Source organism: Arthrobacter gallicola, assembly GCF_014836775.1.
GTDB classification, from domain to species: domain Bacteria; phylum Actinomycetota; class Actinomycetes; order Actinomycetales; family Micrococcaceae; genus Arthrobacter_B; species Arthrobacter_B gallicola.
In genome coordinates, this window is record NZ_JACSQD010000002.1 from 354,806 (window position 1) to 374,556 (window position 19,751).

The window sequence follows — 19,751 nt, forward strand, 5'->3', positions numbered from 1 at the left end:
TCGTAATCACCGGACCACTCACCCGCAGCGCACCCACGCGGTCAGGTGAACGCCCGCTCAACTGGGGATGGGGAGGGCGCCGGTGACCGAAGCTTGTCGGCACCTTACCTGACATGGACAAGTGGACAGTAAGTTGTACGTATGCAGACGGCACGCTGCACACTGGCAGACCCCAGCCGCTACGCGCCGCATGGCCCCAAGATAGGCCGGACACCCACGATGAGCACGGCGTGCCTGTCGGCCTCGTCGCTGCTTGCTTTCAGGGCACTGAGCGCTGGGCCCTGGGGACCGGCACTGGCACTGGCACTGGCACTGGCACCGGCACTGGCACTGGCACTGGCACTGGCAAAGGGTACCAGGCACCGGGCAACGGGCTCTCCTGACAGGCGTCGCTAGCAATATTGTGTACCCGCAGCGAAATCAGGTCTCACATGTGTGGCGTTGTCCCAGACCGACAACATTCGATGCTCTTCGTACTCACCATGACGACACTGCCCCGCCGCTAGGTGTGTTTCACGTGAAACGGACCCGCCGAACACACGGAACTGTTTCACGTGAAACAAGCGACAAGAACACCGGACCGAAAGCTCGGGCCTGAAATGGACAGAAGCAGGCAGCAACGTAGGCCCCTGCCCAGGAGCTCTACGTGCTGACAGGGCGCTCGTGGGTCAATGCGACGTAGGATCGAGTCTTCGATTCCCAAGTCGAATCCCTTCAACTCGCCCTTGAACCCACCTGCCAAAAGGTGACATGCATCGCTCGTCAGCAGGTGCGGGGTGTAAACCCCCTCACCTGCTGGGACATTGCGCTTAGCACACAGCCGTGAGGGACAAGCCGATCCGCCCGGGTGATGGCAAGTCGGTCAAAGTAAACACACCGGAGCAAGACTCAAAGAGGTACGGATGGCGGCGAATCCATGCTCCAGTACGTTCGTTTCACGTGAAACATGTTCCCTCAGCGGCCGCTCAGAGCACTTTTAGCTTCTGTATGCCAGAACACCTCGTATACGTGAAACACACCAGGGGGTCAGTGACATCAGCCTCAAAGACGGCGAACACGTAAAACAAGCAGACCGTAAACCGAACAGTCTACAGACCTGAAAGGTTGGCCTCCCCAACCATGTACCCGGAACTTCGGTCTGAAGGACCGAACCAGCCGCCCAGCGTACCGACACCAAACCAGTGCCGGCCTAGGACCAACGAGCTGTATAACGACTATTCTGCACTTCAAGACCGATACGCGCGAGTAGTCCAAGAACAGCGCGTGTGGCAGAAGGCCATAAGAAGAATCAACTGATAAGAGCTGTGGCTACAGACAGTAGGAGCAGCTAGCGTACAAGACAGAGTTCGGGCGCGATTGTTCGGGATCCACCCCGACAAGGCATCCAAGAGGACAAGGCATCCAAGAGCTGAACTCTCGGTCCCTGACCAGACGTGTGGTCGTGCTTCGCCGGCCAAACCTTGGATCCGGTGCTGGGCCTCTTGACCTCAGGTGGTCATGTTTCACGTGGAACATGACCATACAGGCCATGGCCGCGATGCCAATGCTTCGCATACAGCGGGCGGAATCCCGCTCAACCCGCCTGCATGAATAACTCTAGGTGGGCCAGCGCCATTCCTGGTTGCAAATCAGATACTCTCGCCTCTGGCCACAACGACCGCGGGTAGGAAAACGTGATCCCGAGCGCCGCATTCGACGGACTGAGAGAACGTCCCAGCATCCCGCGGTACCTCTAGCACTACCAGCAGTCGAAGAGTGTTTAAATGCGAAAGGGCCGTCCGTTTCACGTGAAACAGACCGCCCTTTCGTAGCGGACTATTCGGAAGGGGTGGGTGCAAGGACTCCCATGATCCGGTTCAGATCCTCAACACTGGCAAACTCGATGCTGACCTTGCCCTTCCGGGCACCCAGAGTGATCTTTACGCTGGTGTCCAGACGGTCGGACAGCGAGGTTGCGAAGTAATCCAGGCGCTCATGCCGGGCACCCACCTTCGGCTTCGATTCCTTGGCGGGACGCCGCAGGCCGTCGGACAGGGAGACTACTTCTTCGGTCGCACGGACTGACATCCCCTCAGCTACGATTTTCTGCGCAAGTTTCTCCATTTCCGCAGGGTCATTGAGACCCAGGAGCGCGCGGGCATGGCCGGCAGACAGTACACCGGCGGCCAAGCGCCGCTGCACCAATGGGGGGAGCTTCATCAACCGAAGTGTGTTGGAAATCTGCGGCCGCGACCGCCCGATCCGCTCGGCCAGTTCCTCGTGAGAACACTCAAAGTCGTCCAGAAGCTGCTGATAGGCGGCTGCCTCTTCAAGTGGATTAAGTTGGCTGCGGTGCAGGTTCTCGAGGAGCGCGTCTCGGAGCAGGTCCACATCCTGGGTGGAGCGGACAATTGCCGGAACGAAATCAAGGCCGGCCTCGCGGCTGGCACGCCAACGCCGCTCACCCATAACGAGTTCATAGGGGTGCTCAGGATCGCCCTCGGCAGACGGACGGACCACGATGGGCTGCAGAACGCCGATTTCACGGATGGAGTGCACCAGCTCGGACATGTCTTCTTCATCGAAGACGCTGCGAGGCTGTTTACGGTTGGGGTGAATTGAGTCGATCGGAAGTTCCGCGAAACGTGCGCCGGGAACTTCCATGAGCGTTTCACGTGAAACGTCGTCCACCGGGGCGACAGCCGGCTCTGTCACCTCAACCGGTGCAGGCTCAGTTACTTCCGCGGCGGCTGCTGCTTCCGTGGGGGCCTCCGAGGGAGCCACTGGGCTCTCCGTACCGGCTGACGCCTTAGACTCCGGTGCAGAGCCCCTGCCCGGCTTCGTGGAGGGCTTACGCGTGCCCTTAGCCGGGGTGGAAACCTGAGAGGTCTGGCCCGCCGGAGGCGCATCACTTTCTGCAACCTCGGGAACAGACTCTTCTGCCTTGGCACGGGTACCGGCTGAGCGGGAGGCTGCGGTACGGGGTGCGGTCTTTTTCGGTGCAGGGGCACGGAGGGCGTCTTTGTTGATTCCCGCGCCACGGCGGCCTCCGGCGCGTCCGGGCGCAACCTCGTCACTCGCTGCAGCGAAGAACAGGTCGACGGGCCTCCCCGCCCGCGTACCCTGCGAGGTTTCAGTTGTCTCAGAAGCCGTACTGGGAATCAGCGCACCCAGACCCCGGCCCAAACCCCGACGCTTCTCGGTCATGGGTAAGTCCTTCCCTTATGCACACAGCAAGCGGCATGGATTGATTGTGAGAGTATTCTACGGTTTTACGACAGGAACAACCGGCATCCCCGTGGGGGTGTCTAAGAGCGCTGCGCGATCTCTGCCGCAGCCTCCAGATACGAGAGCGCACCGGTGGAGGACGGATCATAGGTCATCACCGTCTGCTGGTAGCTGGGGGCCTCAGAGATGCGCACCGACCTCGGCACAACAGCCCCAAGGACCTGCTGCGGGAAATGTTCCCGGACCTCAGCAGCCACCTGTGCGGCCAGGTTGGTGCGGCCGTCATACATCGTGAGCAGAATGGTGGAAACAACCAAATCGGCGTTCAGGTGCTTCTGGATCATCTCGATGTTCTTCAGCAGCTGGCTGAGGCCCTCAAGCGCGTAGTACTCACACTGGATGGGAATCAGCACCTCTTTCGCAGCCACAAAGGCGTTGACGGTCAGCAGGCCAAGGCTCGGCGGGCAGTCGATGAAGATGTAGTCCAGCCGCTCTTCGCCGGCCTTCTTGCGTTCAGCGGCATACACGTCGATAGCCCTGCGGAGGCGCTGCTCCCTGGCGACCAGGGAAACAAGCTCGATCTCAGCCCCGGCAAGATGGATGGTCGCCGGCGCGCAGATCAGGTTCTGAATGTCAGGGCACTGGGCAACCACCCGACCCAACGGAAGATCATCAATCAGTACGTCGTAGATGCTCTCAACTTCGGCCCGGTGATCGATGCCCAGTGCGGTCGAGGCATTGCCCTGCGGGTCGATGTCGATGACGAGCACGTTCAGTCCGGCCGAAGCCAGCGCGGCGGCCAGGTTGACGGTGGTGGTGGTCTTCCCCACACCGCCCTTTTGGTTGCTCACCGTCATGATGCGTGTTTCGGCCGGGCGCGGAAGTACACGGCCGCGGAGCCGTTCACGCCGCCTGTTCTCGCTGGCGAGCTCTCGGGCTAGTGGGGTGCTCTCATCCATCAGGTCCATAACGTCTACCGGTTCGGACGGAACAACCGCCTGGCCGGCTACACCACCTTCGCTGGTCTCGGAAACAGGCACATGGGATGCGCCGGCAGACAATGTTGCAACAGCATGTCCTGTTTCACGTGAAACAGGCAAGGGACGCTGTGGTTTTGCAACTTCTTCGGGTTGATTCCTTGAAAATGCGGATGAGAAGGCAGAACCCAGCGCAGCAAAGGGGGGAATTCGTTTTGCGGCAGAATCGCGCACACTCACCTGGACATGCTCACTTTCACAACATAGGCATTACTCTGCCACCAGCCTATCGGCTGCCCCGCCAAAACCCCGGACCGTCCGGGGCATGTACACAACGCGTTTACGTCCTAGACCACGATCCGGACGACCGTGGTGTGCTCTTCGAGTACATCCTCGCCTGCCGTAACCACCGAAGTTTGTCTGCCACCCAGTTTGCGGATCTGCTTAGCTGCCTTCTCGATCTCCTCTGCAGCGCTGCGGCCCTTGATGGCAAGCACTTCGCCCTGACCGTGCAGCAGAGGAATGGTTAGTCCGGCCAGCCCGGACAAAGCAGAGACGGCACGGGCGGTGACAACGTCGACGTCGACCCTGTCCACCACCTGTTCGGCGCGGCCGCGGATTACCTGCACGTTCTCCAAGGCAAGGTCCGCAACTACCTCATTGAGCCAGGTAACCCGGCGTTCCAGCGGTTCGATGAGGGTCATCTGAAGGTCGGGACGCGCAATCGCCAGGCACAGCCCCGGCAGGCCAGCTCCGGACCCGACGTCGGCGACTTTGCTCCCCTCAGGGATCAGGTCGGCGACGACGGCGCAGTTCAGAACGTGCCTGCTCCACAGACGCGGAACTTCACGGGGACCGAGGAGGCCGCGTTCCATCCCGGATGTGGCCAGGTGCTCCACGTAGCGTTCGGCCAGCGGCAGCTGGGAACCGAACACCTTGACCGCCGCCGCGTGCTCGGCAGGCGTAATTTCAACCACGTAAACAGATCCTTGTCTTGGCGAGTCTAGAACGAAAAGCGGCCCGCAAGCCTAGGAGTCGAGGGACACCACAATGTGGCGGGAAGGCCCTTCACCCTCGGACTCGCTGATGAGTCCGAGTTCAGCCACGGCATCATGAACGATCTTCCGTTCGTAGGCACTCATCGGCGCCAGGGCGATGTCCTTGCCGGACGTCTTGGCCCGGGAGACCGCGTCTTCGGCGATCCGGTGCAGTTCCTCGCTGCGTTCCTTGCGGTACCCGGAGATGTCCAGCACGAGCCGGGAACGGTTGTCCGTGGCTGTCAGCACGGAGAGCCGGGTGAGTTCCTGGAGAGCTTCCAGGACCTCTCCGTCCTGGCCCACCAGGGCCTGCAAACCGGAGTCGTCTCCCTCCTCGGAGACCACGGAAATGTAGGTCCGCCCGCTGCGTACTTCGATGTCGATATCGCCATCGATGTCGGCGATGTCCAGCAGTTCCTCCAGGTAGTCGGCGGCTACGTCGCCTTCCTCCTCCAAGCGTCCCGCCGAGCCGCTCTCAGTACGCTCCGGCAGTTCTTCAACGGACTCTTCGACGTGCTCAGTGCTCATCTTTTCTTCCTGTTCTTACGCTGCGGCTGCTGGCGCTGGGCCTTGGCTGGGACGGGGATTTCTTCGACCGGTTCAGACTTCTTTTCGCCCAGCAGCGGAACCATCGGCAGGCCCTTCCGGGCACGCCGCTCGGCCAGGGCCTTGGCTGCGGGGGAACCCGGTGTGGGCATCCGGCGGATCACAAAGAACTGCTGCGCCATGGTCCACAGGTTAGTGGTGGTCCAGTAGATCAGGACACCGATGGGGAAGTTGATGCCGCCGATGCCAAAGACCAGGGGCAGTACGTAGAGCATCATCTTCTGCTGGCGCATGAACGGGCTCTGCAGCGCCTCTTCAGACATGTTCTTGGACATGATCTGCTTCTGCGTAATGAACTGCGAAGCCGTCATGGCAATGATCATGATGATCGAGAGGACGATGACAGCGGTGTGCCCTTCGGTGCCGAAGCCGTGCAGCAGCGAAGAGGACAACGGGGCGCCAAGGATGGTGGCCTCGTCGAACTGGCGGATGGCATCAGGGGTCAGGGCACCAATGCCCTCACCGCCCGCGCTGGCGTTCGATACACCGTTGAGCACCTGGAACAGTGCGAAGAAGAACGGCATCTGGATCAGCATCGGCAGGCAGGCCGCGAACGGGTTGGTCCCGTGCTTCTTGTAGAGCGCCATCTGTTCCTGCGTCATTGCCTGACGCGAGAGCTGATCGGTCTTGCCCTTGTACTTCTGCTGCAGCTTCCGCAGGTCCGGCTGCAGTGACTGCATGCCGCGCTGAGCCTTGATCTGCTTGACGAAGACAGGAATCAGGGCGGCCCGGATAACGATCACCAAGCCGATGATGGACAGCGTCCAGGTCCAACCCGATGCGGCATCCATCCCGAGGAAAACGAATCCCTCGTGGAAGATCCACATGATCCATGACACCACCCACTTGAAGGGGAACAGTATCGTGTCGAAGAAACCCATTTACTCTCCTAAGCCGCCGAGCGGCTGTCTTCGTCTGCCGGAATCACGGGATGATTCAGAACAATAATCCGGGGGACCGATTCCTGCGGCCACGGCCTGCGGCCTTCGGGCACGTGGTCTACTCCGCCGTCATTCCAAGGATGGCAGCGGATGAGCCGTCGCGCGGCGAGCCACGTTCCTCTGACGGCACCGTGAACGGTGACGGCTTCGAGGGCATACGCCGAACATGATGGAAAAAACCGGCACACAGGGCCGTAGAGCGGGGACACCACCTTGCGGTAGCCCATCAGAAGCCCGATCAGGACATTCCGGGGAAGGCGCCACAAAAAAAGCAGGATCGGCAGGAAAAAGGCAGCGGGAAGGGAAGCCTTCGCCGGTTTACTACCGGTTCGGCCCATCTTCAGCCCCTCCCTCACCTGTGTGGTCACTGCCGCGAAAGCTTGCCAATGCATGCAGAGAGGGCACCAGCATAGTCGGCGCTTAACTGCGCCCACGAGGCCGTTGCCGCCGGCGGCAACGCCCTGACGACTATGTCCAGCCCGGTGGGATGATCGGCCAGGCTCTGCGCTGCTGCTTCTCTCAGTCTTCTCTTAACGAGGTTACGTGTCACGGCGTTCCCGACTGCCTTCGACACAATGAACCCGACGCGCGTGGGCGCGGCCGGGTTAGGCACTGCGTATAAGACTACGTTCCGGCGCCCGCAACGGGCACCGGAACGTACGGTATGGGAAAAATCCGCCGCCGAACGCACCCGGTTCCTCGCGGCCAGCATTCAGAACGCCAGGATCGGGGGGCATAGCTGCTGAGGCAGCATCGGCAAACCTAAGTCTGTTTTAGGCCGACAGTTCGGTGCGGCCCTTGCCACGGCGTGCGGAAAGAATGGCACGGCCGGCGCGGGTACGCATGCGAAGGCGGAAGCCGTGCTTCTTGGCACGACGGCGGTTATTCGGCTGAAAAGTCCGCTTGCTCACGGTGGTTACTCCAAGACAATCTGCGCTGGCGCTTGCTGCATCAAGGGGAAAGCACAAGCGGCGCTCTTTTCATGTGACTGACTACACTCAACCCGGACCTGGACCCTGATTCCCAGAACCCTGATGGGCATGAATGAGTGCAGATAGCAGACACAAAGGACTACTCAACGTTAGGTGAGACCCCGTTGGCAGTCAAACCGGGGGATACGGGGGCTGTTCATACAGAATCTTCCACACCTGTGGACAAGTGCCGGGTACCGCGGTCCGCGGCCGAATGTGAGTCCCGCCGCATGTCACGCAGGAGCGCCGGATTCCAGCTACCGACAGCCGAAATGATGCTCTAGGCTTGGCGCTGGGTGTTTTATCCACGACTGTGCATAAGTCTGTGGATGAACCTTCGGGATCCAGGCCTGGATTCCGGTTTCTTAGACCGCCCCTGACGGGCGTCACGAGAGGTTTTTGTGGGTACGGACGAAATCAACGATGTCGGCAGTTCCTGGCGCAAGGTCATCAGGACGCTGGAGACCGATGACAGGGTCTCCCCCCGGCAGCGCGGATTTGTGGTTCTGGCCCAGGCACAGGGGCTGATCGGCACCACTCTCCTGGTGGCTGTTCCCAACGAACTGACGCGCGAAGTCCTGCAGACCCAGCTGAAGAACATCCTGGATGAGGTCCTCAAGACTGTTTTCCAGGCGGATATCCAGTGCGCCTTCGTGATTGACGCAGATCTCACTCCGGTTGTCCAGGCCGAACCGGAGCCGGAGCCCGAAGAAACCGCGCCGTCACCCGTGCCGACTGGCGAGAGTGCTCCCTCTCCGACGCCGCCGAGCACGTCCCAGGAGTTCGGCCGGCTGAACCCCAAGTACGTTTTTGAGACTTTTGTCATCGGGTCCTCGAACCGGTTTGCCCACGCCGCCGCCGTTGCTGTGGCCGAAGCTCCGGCCAAGGCCTACAACCCGCTGTTTATTTACGGTGACTCCGGACTGGGTAAAACCCATCTGCTGCATGCGATCGGGCACTATGCCCGGCACCTCTATACGGGGATCCGCGTGCGGTATGTGAACTCCGAGGAGTTCACCAACGATTTCATCAACTCCATCCGTTATGACGAGGGCGCCAGCTTCAAGCAGCTCTACCGGAACGTCGACATCCTGCTCATCGACGACATCCAGTTCCTGGCGAACAAGGATGCGACGCAGGAGGAGTTCTTCCACACCTTCAATGCGCTGCATAACCACAACAAGCAGGTGGTTATCACCTCCGACCTGCCGCCCAAGCAGCTCTCCGGGTTCGAGGAACGCATGCGCTCACGTTTTGAATGGGGCCTGCTGACCGATGTGCAGCCGCCGGAACTGGAAACCCGGATTGCCATTCTGCGTAAGAAGGCGATCGGCGATTCCCTCAGCGCCCCCGACGATGTTCTGGAGTACATCGCTTCGAAGATCTCCACCAACATCCGCGAACTGGAAGGCGCCCTGATCCGGGTGACCGCCTTCGCCAGCCTGAACCGCCAGCAGGTGGATGTTGGCCTGGCCGAGATTGTCCTCAAGGACCTGATTACCGACGACGGCGCCCAGGAAATTACTGCCGCATCGATCCTGGGGCAGACTGCTGCCTATTTCCAGATCAGCCTGGAAGAGCTGTGCAGCAAGTCGCGGACCCGGACGTTGGTCACTGCGCGCCAGATCGCCATGTATCTCTGCCGTGAGCTGACGGATATGTCACTGCCGAAGATCGGTCAGGAGCTTGGCGGGCGTGATCACACCACCGTTATTCACGCAGACCGCAAGATCCGGGAACTTATGGCTGAGCGCCGCGCCATCTACAACCAAGTGACCGAGCTGACGAACCGCATCAAGCAGCAGCAGCGTGAGGCCTGAGATCCGCGTCAGCACGCGGATGTAAGGGCCCCGAAGGGGCTCGAAATTAACACGTGTGGACAAGGGTGTGGATAACTCAGTGGATAACACGTTCTTACGGGTATTGGCCTGTGGATACGCGGAACTGCAAAATAGTTCCCAACAGCCACCTGCTGCACGTAGGCTAAGCGTCCACAGGTTATCAACAGGCTTAAAACGCCGGGACGCCCCGCAGGACCGAGTTATCCACAGTATCCACAGCACTTATTAACACTACGAATCTTAAGAAATTGGGTTCCACCAAATAACATCCGACCTTCCCGGACAAACATCCGATGTTCCATCTGCCTGCTTCGCAGGTCCCAGACCTGTCTCGGTGGACGCTTTGGGCGATAGCACAACGACATCGGTGGACCGGTGCCGCACCGGCCGGTAAATGACAACCTCCCGGCGGTAAGCTGGCACAGGGTATTGTTGTGATTCCCAGCGGGCAGACCGGGCGTCCTGGCAACCCGAAATGCTCCCTCACGTGTTCATGAAAGCTCAGTAGTACTGATAAGTACGTTGTGAAAGGCGGCACCCTGCAGTGAAGTTCAGAGTTGAGCGGGATGTCCTGGCCGAGGCGGTTACGTGGACAGCACGGTCCCTCTCACCCCGCCCGCCGGTCCCCGTACTTTCCGGGCTGTTGATCAAGGCCGAATCCGGCTCATTGAGCATCGCCAGCTTCGACTACGAGATCTCGGCCCGCCTGCAGATCCCGGCGGACATTTCCGATGAAGGCACCATCCTCGTTTCCGGACGCCTGCTGGCAGAGATCTGCCGCAGCCTTCCGTCAGCGCCGGTTGAAGTCGAGACTGACGGTTCCAAGGTGACTCTCACCTGCCGGAACAGCCGGTTCAACCTGGCTACCATGCCCGTTTCTGAATACCCGGAGCTTCCTGCCCTTCCCGATGTCAGCGGCGTCGTGGACGGTGACGCCTTTGCCCAGGCTGTCTCGCAGGTGATCATCGCGGCCAGCCGTGACGACACCCTGCCGATCCTGACCGGTGTCCGGATGGAAATTGAAGACGACCTCATCACCTTCCTGGCCACCGACCGTTACCGCCTTGCCCTCCGTGAGCTCTCCTGGAAGCCGGCGACACCGGGCATCTCCACCAGCGCCCTCGTCAAGGCCAAAACCCTGAACGAGGTTGCCAAGACTCTCGGTGGCGGCGGAGACCTGAACATCGCACTCTCCGGCGACAGCGAACTGATCGGTTTCGAAAGCGGCGGCCGCCGCACCACCTCCCTGCTGGTCGACGGTGACTACCCCAAGATCCGGTCCCTTTTCCCGGAAAACACGCCTATCCACGCAACGGTGGAAACCCACGCACTGGTCGAAGCCGTCCGCCGTGTTTCTTTGGTTGCCGAGCGCAATACCCCGGTCCGCCTGGCATTCACCGACGGACAGGTCACCCTGGATGCCGGCACCGGCGAAGACGCTCAGGCCTCCGAAGCCCTTGAAGCCTCCCTTGTCGGTGATGAGATCACGGTTGCCTTCAACCCGCACTATCTCAGCGAAGGCCTGGGGGCTTTCGCCAGCAAGTACGTCCGTTTTTCCTTCACTACCCCGCCGAAGCCTGCGGTAATTTCCGCGCAGGAAGAACTCACCGGAGATGACCAGGAAGATTACCGTTACCTGCTGATGCCGGTGCGGCTTCCGAACCAGTAAGGCTTTCACCAGGCATTTCGAGAGCCTTTTGCAGTCCGCTGGCGTGGACTGCCGAGAGAGGAACCGACATGCATATTGGCCTTATCGGACTTGGCAAAATGGGTTTCAGCATGCGCGAGCGGCTGAGGCGGAACGGAATCCAGGTCACGGGTTTTGACCGGAACCCCGTAGTCAGCGACGTCGGGTCGCTGCCGGACCTGGTTGCTGAACTGCCGCCGCCGCGCATCGTGTGGATTATGGTTCCCAGCGGCGAAACCACGGCCGCGGTTGTCAGTGAACTCGCCGGGCTGCTTGACTCCGGGGATCTGGTCATCGAGGGCGGCAACTCGCACTACACCGAGGACAGCCGGCACGCCGGCATGCTGGCAGCCAACGGAATCCGCTACCTGGACTGCGGGGTTTCCGGCGGGATCTGGGGCAAGGACAACGGTTACGGGCTCATGGTCGGGGGTGATCCCGCCGATGTGGCGGCAGCGATGCCGCTCTTTGACGCACTGCGGCCAGCCGGAACACGGGCTGACAGCTTCGTCCACGCAGGTGCCACCGGGGCCGGACACTACGCCAAGATGGTGCACAACGGAATCGAGTATGGCCTGATGCAGGCCTACGCAGAAGGTTATGAGCTGCTCGAATCCCAGGACATTGTCCAGGACGTTCCCGGGATCCTCCGGGCCTGGCAGGACGGAACCGTCATCCGCTCGTGGCTCCTGGAACTGGCAGTCCGGGCCTTGGAGGAAGATCCCGGACTGGCCCGGATCACCGGTTATGTGGAGGATTCCGGGGAGGGCCGCTGGACTGTCGAGGAAGCGCTGTCTGCCGGAGTGCCGGCGCCGGCAATTACCTCCGCGGTCTTTGCCCGGTTTAGCTCCAGGCAGGAAGATTCCCCGGCCATGAAACTCGTTGCGGCGCTGCGCGGGCAGTTTGGCGGCCACCCGGTCAGGTCCGCGGACCCCGCCGGATCTGAGGCATCCGGAGGCCACCGGAGTGCTGCCGAGCAGTCAATCGAGGACGCAGGCGCCCCGGAATAGCGGGCGGTAGGCTGGTGACGGACCCGGACGGGCAAACCGCGTGCCAGGCAGGAGAGGACTTGAGGAAACGGACAGGACGGAAACACCGGGTGGAGCAGCGTGTACGTTGATTACCTTTCGCTGACGGGGTTCCGCAGCTATACGCAGCTTGATCTGAGCCTTGAACCCGGGGTGAGCATCTTCGTCGGACCCAACGGGACGGGCAAGACCAACATTGTCGAGTCCATTGGGTACCTGTCATCACTGTCCTCCCACCGGGTTAGTTCGGATGCGCCGCTGGTGGCCTTCGACGCCGAACAGGCCGTGGTCCGCGCCCGCCTGGTCCGGGGATCCCAGGCCACAGCCCTGGAGGTGGAAATCAACCCGGGACGGGCGAACCGGGCCAGAATCAACCGCGCCAATCCGGTCCGGGCCCGGGACATCCTGGGGATCTGCCGCACAGTGCTTTTCGCCCCGGAGGACTTGGCCCTGGTTAAGGGCGATCCTTCCGCCCGCCGCCGGTTTCTGGATGACCTGATCGTCTCTCTGGTTCCCCGCCATGCAGCTACCCGGGCCGACTATGACCGCGTTCTGAAACAGCGCAATGCGCTGCTGAAATCGGCACGTGCCAGTGGACGGTTTACCTCGGCACACGAGGCGACGCTTGAGGTCTGGGACCATCACATGGCGGTAGCCGGGGCACAGCTGGTGGCCGCCCGGCTGCAGGCCGTGGACCAGCTCCGACCGCATCTGGAGGGGGCCTACAAGGACCTGACCGACGGGTCAAAAACGGCGCGGGGCATCTACCGGTCTACACTGCTGGGCCAGGTTGACGACGACGGCGCCGCCGAAGGACCGGCGGATTCCGCCGATCTGCTGGGCCTGGGACAGGAAGAGCTGCAGGAACGCTTCCTGCAGGCTTTTGCCGCGAACCGGAAACGGGAGATCGAGCGCGGCATGTCCCTGGTTGGTCCCCACCGGGACGAGATGGAACTGGTTCTGGGCAAGGCCCCGGCGAAGGGTTTTGCTTCTCACGGAGAAACCTGGTCGCTGGCGCTGGCTATGCGACTGGCCTCCTACTACCTCCTGCGGGATGACGACGACACCCCGGGAACGGCACCCATCCTGATCCTGGATGATGTTTTCGCGGAGCTGGACACCAGCCGCCGGGAACGTCTGGCCGCCATAGTTGCCGGGGCCGAACAGGTCCTGGTGACGGCAGCTGTGGCGCAGGACATCCCTGCCGCCCTCTCCGGTCAGCAGATACCCGTTATTCCAGGAGGCGTCAGTGTTGCCGGCCGGTGAGGACCCGCAGCCGGAAGGGCCCGGGAGCGGCGCCTTTCCCGGGGATGACCGGCCGGATGCCGCCAGGGAACAGCTGAACCGCATGCGGCAGGCAGCCCAGGCACGGGGAAACCAGCGGGTTCCCGCCAGCCGCCGCAAACAGGGCCAGCGCCGGCAGACTCCCTTCGTTCCCGGCGAGTACACCGGGCGGGATCCGCAGGGCCTCGGCAAAGTCTTCAACCGGTTTGTCAACGAGCGGGGCTGGAACTCGCCGGTTGCCGTCGGGTCCGTCATTTCCCGGTGGGATGAGCTGGTTGGCCCCGATGTCAGCGCCCACTGCAAACCGGAGTCCTTCTCCGACACCACCGTGCAGGTGCGCTGCGATTCGACTGCCTGGGCCACGCAGCTGCGGCTGCTGCGTTCAGCCCTGATTGCACGTTTCGATGCGGAACTTGGTCCCGGCGTCGTCACGCGCATTGAAGTGATCGGACCCGCAGCGCCGAACTGGCGCAAGGGCCTGCGCAGCGTCAAAGGCAGGGGTCCGCGGGACACCTACGGATAAACGCCCGCCCGCTGGGGACAGTGTGAAAAAAGTTGTTGATATATAGCCGCAGATGTGCTCCCAGACACAAACGCTGCACGGTGTTTAGCGGGCAGGAAAACCCTCCGGACGTATCGGGCCTCATCGGATGGCAGGAAAATCGCTCAAAACCGGCTTTGGTGGCCGCTGGCGGGGTGTTTTGGCGCGCAAAGGTACCCTTATCGCGGTAGAATTGGTAGCAGAGGCACCCTCTCCCGCTGGACAGGGTGCCAAATTCTGACCGACACAAGAGGAGTCGACAGCACCTGTGGCTAACGACAATGAGCTAGACAACACGGAGCCCGCACCCCAGGAACGCAGCGACCAGCCTGCCCCGCACGAATACGGCGCCAACGAGATCACTGTGCTGGAAGGCCTGGAGGCAGTCCGTAAGCGTCCGGGTATGTACATCGGCTCCACCGGTCCCCGCGGCCTGCACCACCTGGTCTATGAAGTGGTCGACAACTCGGTGGACGAGGCGCTGGCCGGATTCTGTGACCGGATCGATGTAACGCTCCAGGCCGACGGCGGTGTGCGGGTCTCCGATAACGGCCGCGGCATTCCGGTGGATCTTCACCCCACCGAGAACATTCCCACCGTCCAGGTTGTGATGACCATCCTGCACGCCGGCGGTAAGTTCGGCGGCGGCGGCTACGCCGTGTCCGGCGGCCTGCACGGTGTGGGCATCTCCGTTGTCAACGCCCTCTCCTCGCGCGTGGAAACGGAGATTAAACGCCAGGGATTCGTCTGGCGGCAGTCCTTCGAAAACGGCGGGCATCCCGTGGGCGGGCTCCGCCAGGGGGACCCCACCGAGGAAACCGGGACCACCCAGACGTTCTACCCGGACCCGGAAATTTTCGAATCCACCGAGTTCGACTTCGAGACGCTGCGTGCACGGTTCCAGCAGATGGCTTTCCTGAACAAGGGCCTGCGCATTGTGCTCACCGATGAGCGTGCCCTGGATGAGACCGCCACGGAGATCGCCGAGGAAGATGCCGAGTCCGCCGAGGCCGCGCCGAAGCACCGCACCGTGGACTACATGTACGCCAACGGCCTCCTGGATTACGTTCAGCACCTGAACAGTTCCAAGAAAGTCGATGTCATCCACGACGACATCATTGCCTTCGAAACCGAAGACAATGACAAGAAGATGGCCGTGGAAATGGCACTGCAGTGGACCACGGCCTACTCGGAGAGCGTCCACACCTACGCGAACACGATCAACACCCATGAGGGCGGCACGCACGAAGAAGGCTTTCGTGCAGCCATGACCTCGCTGATCAACCGCTACGCGCGTGAGAAAAACATCATCAAGGAAAAGGATGACAACCTCACCGGCGACGACATCCGTGAGGGCCTCACCGCCGTCATCTCCGTGAAGATTGCCGAACCGCAGTTCGAAGGCCAGACCAAGACCAAGCTCGGTAACTCCGAGGTCAAGGGCTTCGTCCAGCGCGTTGTCACCGACCAGCTGGGCGACTGGCTGGAGCGCAACCCGGGCCCGGCACGCGACGTGATCCGCAAGTCCATTCAGGCATCCCAGGCCCGGCTGGCGGCCCGTAAGGCCCGCGAGTCCACCCGCCGCAAGGGGCTGCTGGAATCCGGCGGCATGCCCGGCAAGCTCAAGGACTGTTCCTCCAAGGACCCGTCGAAGTCCGAAATCTACATCGTGGAGGGTGACTCGGCAGGCGGTTCCGCAGTCCGCGGCCGCAACCCCGAAACCCAGGCCATCCTTCCGCTGCGCGGCAAGATCCTCAATGTGGAACGCGCCCGTTTGGACCGCGCCCTGGGCAACGCCGAAGTCCAGTCCATGATTACGGCGTTCGGCGCCGGTATTGGCGAGGACTTCGACGTCGAGAAGGCCCGCTACCACAAGATCGTGCTGATGGCCGATGCAGACGTGGACGGCCAGCACATCACCACCCTGCTGCTGACGCTGCTGTTCCGCTACATGCGGCCGTTGATCGAGCAGGGCTACGTGTACCTGGCACAGCCGCCGCTGTACCGGATCAAGTGGTCCAACCACCCGCACGACTACGTGTACAGCGACCGGGAACGTGACGAGACCGTGGCACGCGGCCTGGCGAACAACCAGCGCCTGCCGAAGGAAAACGGCATCCAGCGCTACAAGGGCCTGGGCGAAATGGACTACACGGAGCTCTGGGACACCACCATGGACCCGGATCACCGCACCCTCCTCCAGGTCACCATGGACGACGCCGCCTCCGCGGACCAGATCTTCTCGGTGCTTATGGGTGAGGACGTCGAATCCCGCCGAAACTTCATCCAGCAGAATGCCAAGGACGTGCGCTTCCTCGATATCTGATGCGTTCCGAGCCGCTCCGGCGGCCTGGAACGCAGCGGCAGCCGGAGCGACTTGCCCGGCGAGCAGCGAACGCACATGGACTTGAACTTAGAACGGAACAGAACCAATGAGTGATGAGACCCCGGAAGTTCCCGGCGGCGAACTCGAACCCGTCAGCGGGAACGTCCTCTCCGACCGGGTCGAGCAAATCGACCTGCAGACCGAAATGCAGCGCTCCTACCTGGACTACGCCATGGCGGTCATCGTGGGACGTGCGCTTCCGGATGTGCGCGACGGCCTGAAGCCGGTGCACCGCCGCGTGCTCTACGCGATGTACGACGGCGGCTACCGGCCCGACCGTGCCTTCAACAAGTGCGCCCGCGTGGTCGGCGAAGTCATGGGCCAGTACCACCCACACGGCGACTCGGCCATCTACGATGCGCTCGTGCGCCTCATCCAGGACTGGGTCATGCGGGCACCGCTGGCGCTGGGCCAGGGTAACTTCGGTTCCCCCGGCAACGACGGCGCGGCCGCCCCGCGTTACACCGAAACCAAAATGGCTCCCCTGGCCATGGAAATGGTCCGTGACATCGACGAGGAAACCGTCGACTTCATGGACAACTACGACGGCCGCAACCAGGAACCGACGATTCTGCCGGCCCGCTTCCCCAACCTGCTGGTCAACGGTTCCTCCGGCATCGCCGTCGGTATGGCCACCAACATCCCGCCGCACAACCTGCGCGAAGTCGCCGACGGTGTGCAGTGGTACCTGCAGAACCCCGAAGCCTCCAACGAGGAACTGCTTGAAGAGCTGATCAAGCGGATCAAGGGTCCGGACTTCCCCACCGGCGCCACCATCCTGGGCCACAAGGGCATCGAGGACGCCTACCGCACCGGCCGCGGCTCGATCACCATGCGTGCCGTGGTCAGCGTCGAGGAACTCCAGGGCCGTACGTGCCTGGTGGTCACCGAACTGCCCTACATGGCCAACCCGGACAACCTGGCCATCAAGATCGCTGAACTGGTCAAGGACGGGAAGATCACCGGCATCGCCGACATGCGCGATGAAACGTCCGGCCGCACCGGCCAGCGCCTGGTCATCGTACTCAAGCGCGACGCCGTCGCGAAGGTTGTGCTGAACAACCTGTACAAGCACACCCAGCTGCAGGAAAACTTCGGCGCCAACATGCTGGCGATTGTCGACGGCGTGCCGCGCACGCTCAGCCTGGACGCGTTCATCCGCCACTGGGTCACCCACCAGCTCGAAGTCATTGTCCGCCGCACCCGGTACCGGCTGCGCAAGGCCGAGGAAGTCGCGCACATCCTGCGCGGCCTGCTCAAGGCACTGGATGCCCTGGATGAGGTCATCGCCCTGATCCGGCGGTCCTCCACCGTGGAGGAAGCCCGCAACGGCCTGATCCAGCTGCTGGACATCGACGAACTGCAGTCCCAGGCCATCCTGGACATGCAGCTGCGCCGGCTCGCCGCCCTGGAACGGCAGAAGATCCAGGACCAGCACGCCAAGCTCGAACTGGAAATCGCCGAGTACAACTCGATCCTCGCCTCCGAGGAACGCCAGCGGCAGATTGTCAGCGAAGAACTCGCCGAGATCGCCGAGAAGCACGGTGATGACCGCCGCAGCAAGATCCTCATGGGCTATGACGGCGACATGAGCATGGAAGACCTCATTCCCGAAGAGGAAATGGTTGTCACCATCACCCGCGGCGGCTACGTCAAGCGGACCCGCAGCGACAACTACCGTGCCCAGCACCGCGGAGGCAAGGGAATCCGCGGCGCCCAGCTGCGCGGGGACGACGTCGTCGACCACTTCTTCGTCACCACCACGCACCACTGGCTGCTGTTCTTCACGAACCTGGGCCGCGTCTACCGTGCCAAGGCCTATGAACTGGCCGAAGCCGGGCGCGATGCCAAGGGCCAGCACGTCGCGAACCTGCTTGCCTTCCAGCCGGGCGAGCATATTGCCCAGGTGCTGGACCTGCCCGACTACGAGGCCGCTCCGTACCTGGTGCTTGCGACCAAGCGCGGACTGGTCAAGAAGACCCAGCTGCAGGACTATGACACGAACCGGTCCGCAGGCGTCATCGCGATCAACCTGCGCGAAGGCGACGAAGTTGTGTCCGCCCAGCTCGTGAGCGAAACCGATGACCTGATGCTGGTTTCCCGCAAGGGTCAGTCACTGCGCTTCACCGCCACGGATGAGGCCCTTCGGCCGATGGGCCGGGCAACCTCCGGCGTTACCGGGATGAAGTTCCGCGAGGACGACGAGCTCCTGGCAGCGGACGTGATTACCGAGAACTCCTACGTGTTTATCGTCACGGAGGGCGGTTACGCCAAGCGCACCAGCGTGGACGAATACCGGGTGCAGGGCCGAGGCGGCCTGGGCATCAAGGTCGGCAAGTACAACGAAGAACGCGGCCACCTGGTTGGCGCGATGGTCGTCCAGGAAGAGGACGAAGTCCTGGTGGTTATGCAGGGCGGAAAGGTTGTCCGCTCCGCTGTCTCGGGTGTGCCGGCCAAGGGCCGCGACACCATGGGCGTTATCTTCGCCAAGCCGGACAAGAACGACCGCATCATCGCGGTGGCCCGGAACTCCGAACGGGACCTGGCGGTAGAGGCAGCCGAAGACGACGGCGGCTCTGACAGCGGGTCTGTGGAGGCACCTGTGGATGAAGTACCGTTGTCAACAGAGGAAATGGCTGGGCCCGACGCGCAGTCAGCAGACGATGGAGGTAGCGAGTGAGCTCGACCAACTCAAATGCCAGGCCCGGCGGCGGCCCGCGGGTGAAGACCCCGGCGCGGCCCGCACAGCGGCCTGGAACGGGTCAGAGCGCGCCCGGCAACCGGCAGCCCCTGGTAAAGCCTGCTCCTAAGGCCAAGGCCCGGAAGGCCCGCCTGCTGGTCAGCAAAATTGATCCGTGGTCGGTGCTGAAAATGTCCTTCCTGCTGTCCGTAGCCCTCGGCGTGGTGACCGTTGTCGCTGCGATCGTGCTGTGGACCGTCCTGGACCTCACCGGGATCTTCGACCGGGTCAATGACCTGCTCGGTGAAATTGCCGGTTCCGAGTCCGGCGGATTCGATCTGCGGGAGTTCGCGTCCCTCGGCCAGGTGGTCTCCTTTGCGACCATCATCGCCGTCGTCAACGTCCTGCTGCTGACAGCCCTCTCGATGCTCTCAGCGGTGCTGTACAACATCGCTTCGACCCTGGTCGGCGGCATCGGTGTGACCCTCACCGACGACTAAGAACGGTCTATTTCCGGCGCGGGGGGGCCCCCCCCGCCGGCGCCCGCCCTGGCCAGCCCCAACCC

At 62.2% G+C, this 19,751-nt stretch carries 17 protein-coding genes; 9 read left to right on the forward strand and 8 right to left on the reverse strand.

Annotation, left to right across the window (positions count from 1 at the left end; translation table 11 throughout):
* Positions 1 to 141 precede the first annotated feature (141 nt).
* Complete coding sequence (locus H9639_RS06005) at positions 142 to 396, forward strand: hypothetical protein (RefSeq protein ID WP_191807209.1); 255 nt, start codon at positions 142 to 144, stop codon at positions 394 to 396.
* A 1,419-nt stretch (positions 397 to 1,815) separates the two neighbouring features.
* Here the strand turns inward: H9639_RS06005 and H9639_RS06010 are convergent.
* From H9639_RS06010 to rpmH, 8 genes are all read right to left on the reverse strand, one after another.
* Positions 1,816 to 3,186: a ParB/RepB/Spo0J family partition protein gene (locus H9639_RS06010; RefSeq protein WP_191807210.1), complete on the reverse strand. Its 1,371-nt coding sequence runs from the start codon at positions 3,184 to 3,186 to the stop codon at positions 1,816 to 1,818.
* 101 nt (positions 3,187 to 3,287) lie between these two features.
* A complete protein-coding gene (locus H9639_RS06015) occupies positions 3,288 to 4,424 on the reverse strand; it encodes a ParA family protein (RefSeq protein WP_318242000.1) in 1,137 nt (378 codons plus the stop codon).
* A gap of 107 nt (positions 4,425 to 4,531) precedes the next feature.
* The gene (rsmG, locus tag H9639_RS06020; protein ID WP_191807211.1) at positions 4,532 to 5,161 is read right to left on the reverse strand and encodes a 16S rRNA (guanine(527)-N(7))-methyltransferase RsmG; all 630 of its coding nucleotides are present in this window, start codon (positions 5,159 to 5,161) and stop codon (positions 4,532 to 4,534) included.
* Between the two features lie 51 nt (positions 5,162 to 5,212).
* Positions 5,213 to 5,749, reverse strand: coding sequence for a Jag family protein (locus H9639_RS06025; protein ID WP_191807212.1), 537 nt, complete (start codon positions 5,747 to 5,749; stop codon positions 5,213 to 5,215).
* Positions 5,746 to 6,708, reverse strand: a complete 963-nt coding sequence (yidC, locus tag H9639_RS06030; protein ID WP_191807213.1) for a membrane protein insertase YidC — start codon at positions 6,706 to 6,708, stop codon at positions 5,746 to 5,748. Before yidC ends, H9639_RS06025 begins: the two co-directional genes overlap by 4 nt.
* An 8-nt stretch (positions 6,709 to 6,716) precedes the next feature.
* A complete protein-coding gene (gene yidD / locus H9639_RS06035) occupies positions 6,717 to 7,106 on the reverse strand; it encodes a membrane protein insertion efficiency factor YidD (RefSeq protein ID WP_191807214.1) in 390 nt (129 codons plus the stop codon).
* Between the two features lie 26 nt (positions 7,107 to 7,132).
* Positions 7,133 to 7,480 carry a ribonuclease P protein component gene (gene rnpA / locus H9639_RS06040; RefSeq protein WP_191807215.1) on the reverse strand — a complete coding sequence of 116 codons (348 nt, stop codon included), beginning with the start codon at positions 7,478 to 7,480 and terminating at the stop codon, positions 7,133 to 7,135.
* Positions 7,481 to 7,541: 61 nt separating this feature from the next.
* The gene (gene rpmH, locus H9639_RS06045) at positions 7,542 to 7,679 is read right to left on the reverse strand and encodes a 50S ribosomal protein L34 (RefSeq protein ID WP_022892375.1); all 138 of its coding nucleotides are present in this window, start codon (positions 7,677 to 7,679) and stop codon (positions 7,542 to 7,544) included.
* A 461-nt stretch (positions 7,680 to 8,140) separates the two neighbouring features.
* Here rpmH and dnaA point away from each other — a divergent pair, with 461 nt between their 5' ends.
* The 8 genes from dnaA (at position 8,141) to H9639_RS06085 (ending at position 19,686) form a co-directional block, all read left to right on the forward strand.
* On the forward strand, positions 8,141 to 9,559 hold the full coding sequence (dnaA, locus tag H9639_RS06050) for a chromosomal replication initiator protein DnaA (protein WP_191807216.1): 1,419 nt from the start codon (positions 8,141 to 8,143) through the stop codon (positions 9,557 to 9,559).
* A 565-nt stretch (positions 9,560 to 10,124) separates the two neighbouring features.
* Positions 10,125 to 11,249: a DNA polymerase III subunit beta gene (dnaN, locus tag H9639_RS06055; protein ID WP_191745355.1), complete on the forward strand. Its 1,125-nt coding sequence runs from the start codon at positions 10,125 to 10,127 to the stop codon at positions 11,247 to 11,249.
* A 68-nt stretch (positions 11,250 to 11,317) separates the two neighbouring features.
* Entirely contained in the window at positions 11,318 to 12,277 is a 960-nt protein-coding gene (gnd, locus tag H9639_RS06060) for a phosphogluconate dehydrogenase (NAD(+)-dependent, decarboxylating) (RefSeq protein ID WP_191807217.1), read from the forward strand.
* Positions 12,278 to 12,376: 99 nt separating this feature from the next.
* Entirely contained in the window at positions 12,377 to 13,561 is a 1,185-nt protein-coding gene (gene recF / locus H9639_RS06065; protein ID WP_191807218.1) for a DNA replication/repair protein RecF, read from the forward strand.
* Positions 13,548 to 14,102 carry a DUF721 domain-containing protein gene (locus H9639_RS06070; RefSeq protein ID WP_404799735.1) on the forward strand — a complete coding sequence of 185 codons (555 nt, stop codon included), beginning with the start codon at positions 13,548 to 13,550 and terminating at the stop codon, positions 14,100 to 14,102. Before recF ends, H9639_RS06070 begins: the two co-directional genes overlap by 14 nt.
* Positions 14,103 to 14,388: 286 nt before the next feature.
* A complete protein-coding gene (gyrB, locus tag H9639_RS06075) occupies positions 14,389 to 16,446 on the forward strand; it encodes a DNA topoisomerase (ATP-hydrolyzing) subunit B (protein WP_191807219.1) in 2,058 nt (685 codons plus the stop codon).
* Between the two features lie 106 nt (positions 16,447 to 16,552).
* Complete coding sequence (gene gyrA / locus H9639_RS06080; protein ID WP_191807220.1) at positions 16,553 to 19,186, forward strand: DNA gyrase subunit A; 2,634 nt, start codon at positions 16,553 to 16,555, stop codon at positions 19,184 to 19,186.
* Positions 19,183 to 19,686, forward strand: a complete 504-nt coding sequence (locus tag H9639_RS06085) for a DUF3566 domain-containing protein (RefSeq protein ID WP_191807221.1) — start codon at positions 19,183 to 19,185, stop codon at positions 19,684 to 19,686. Before gyrA ends, H9639_RS06085 begins: the two co-directional genes overlap by 4 nt.
* Positions 19,687 to 19,751: the final 65 nt, after the last annotated feature.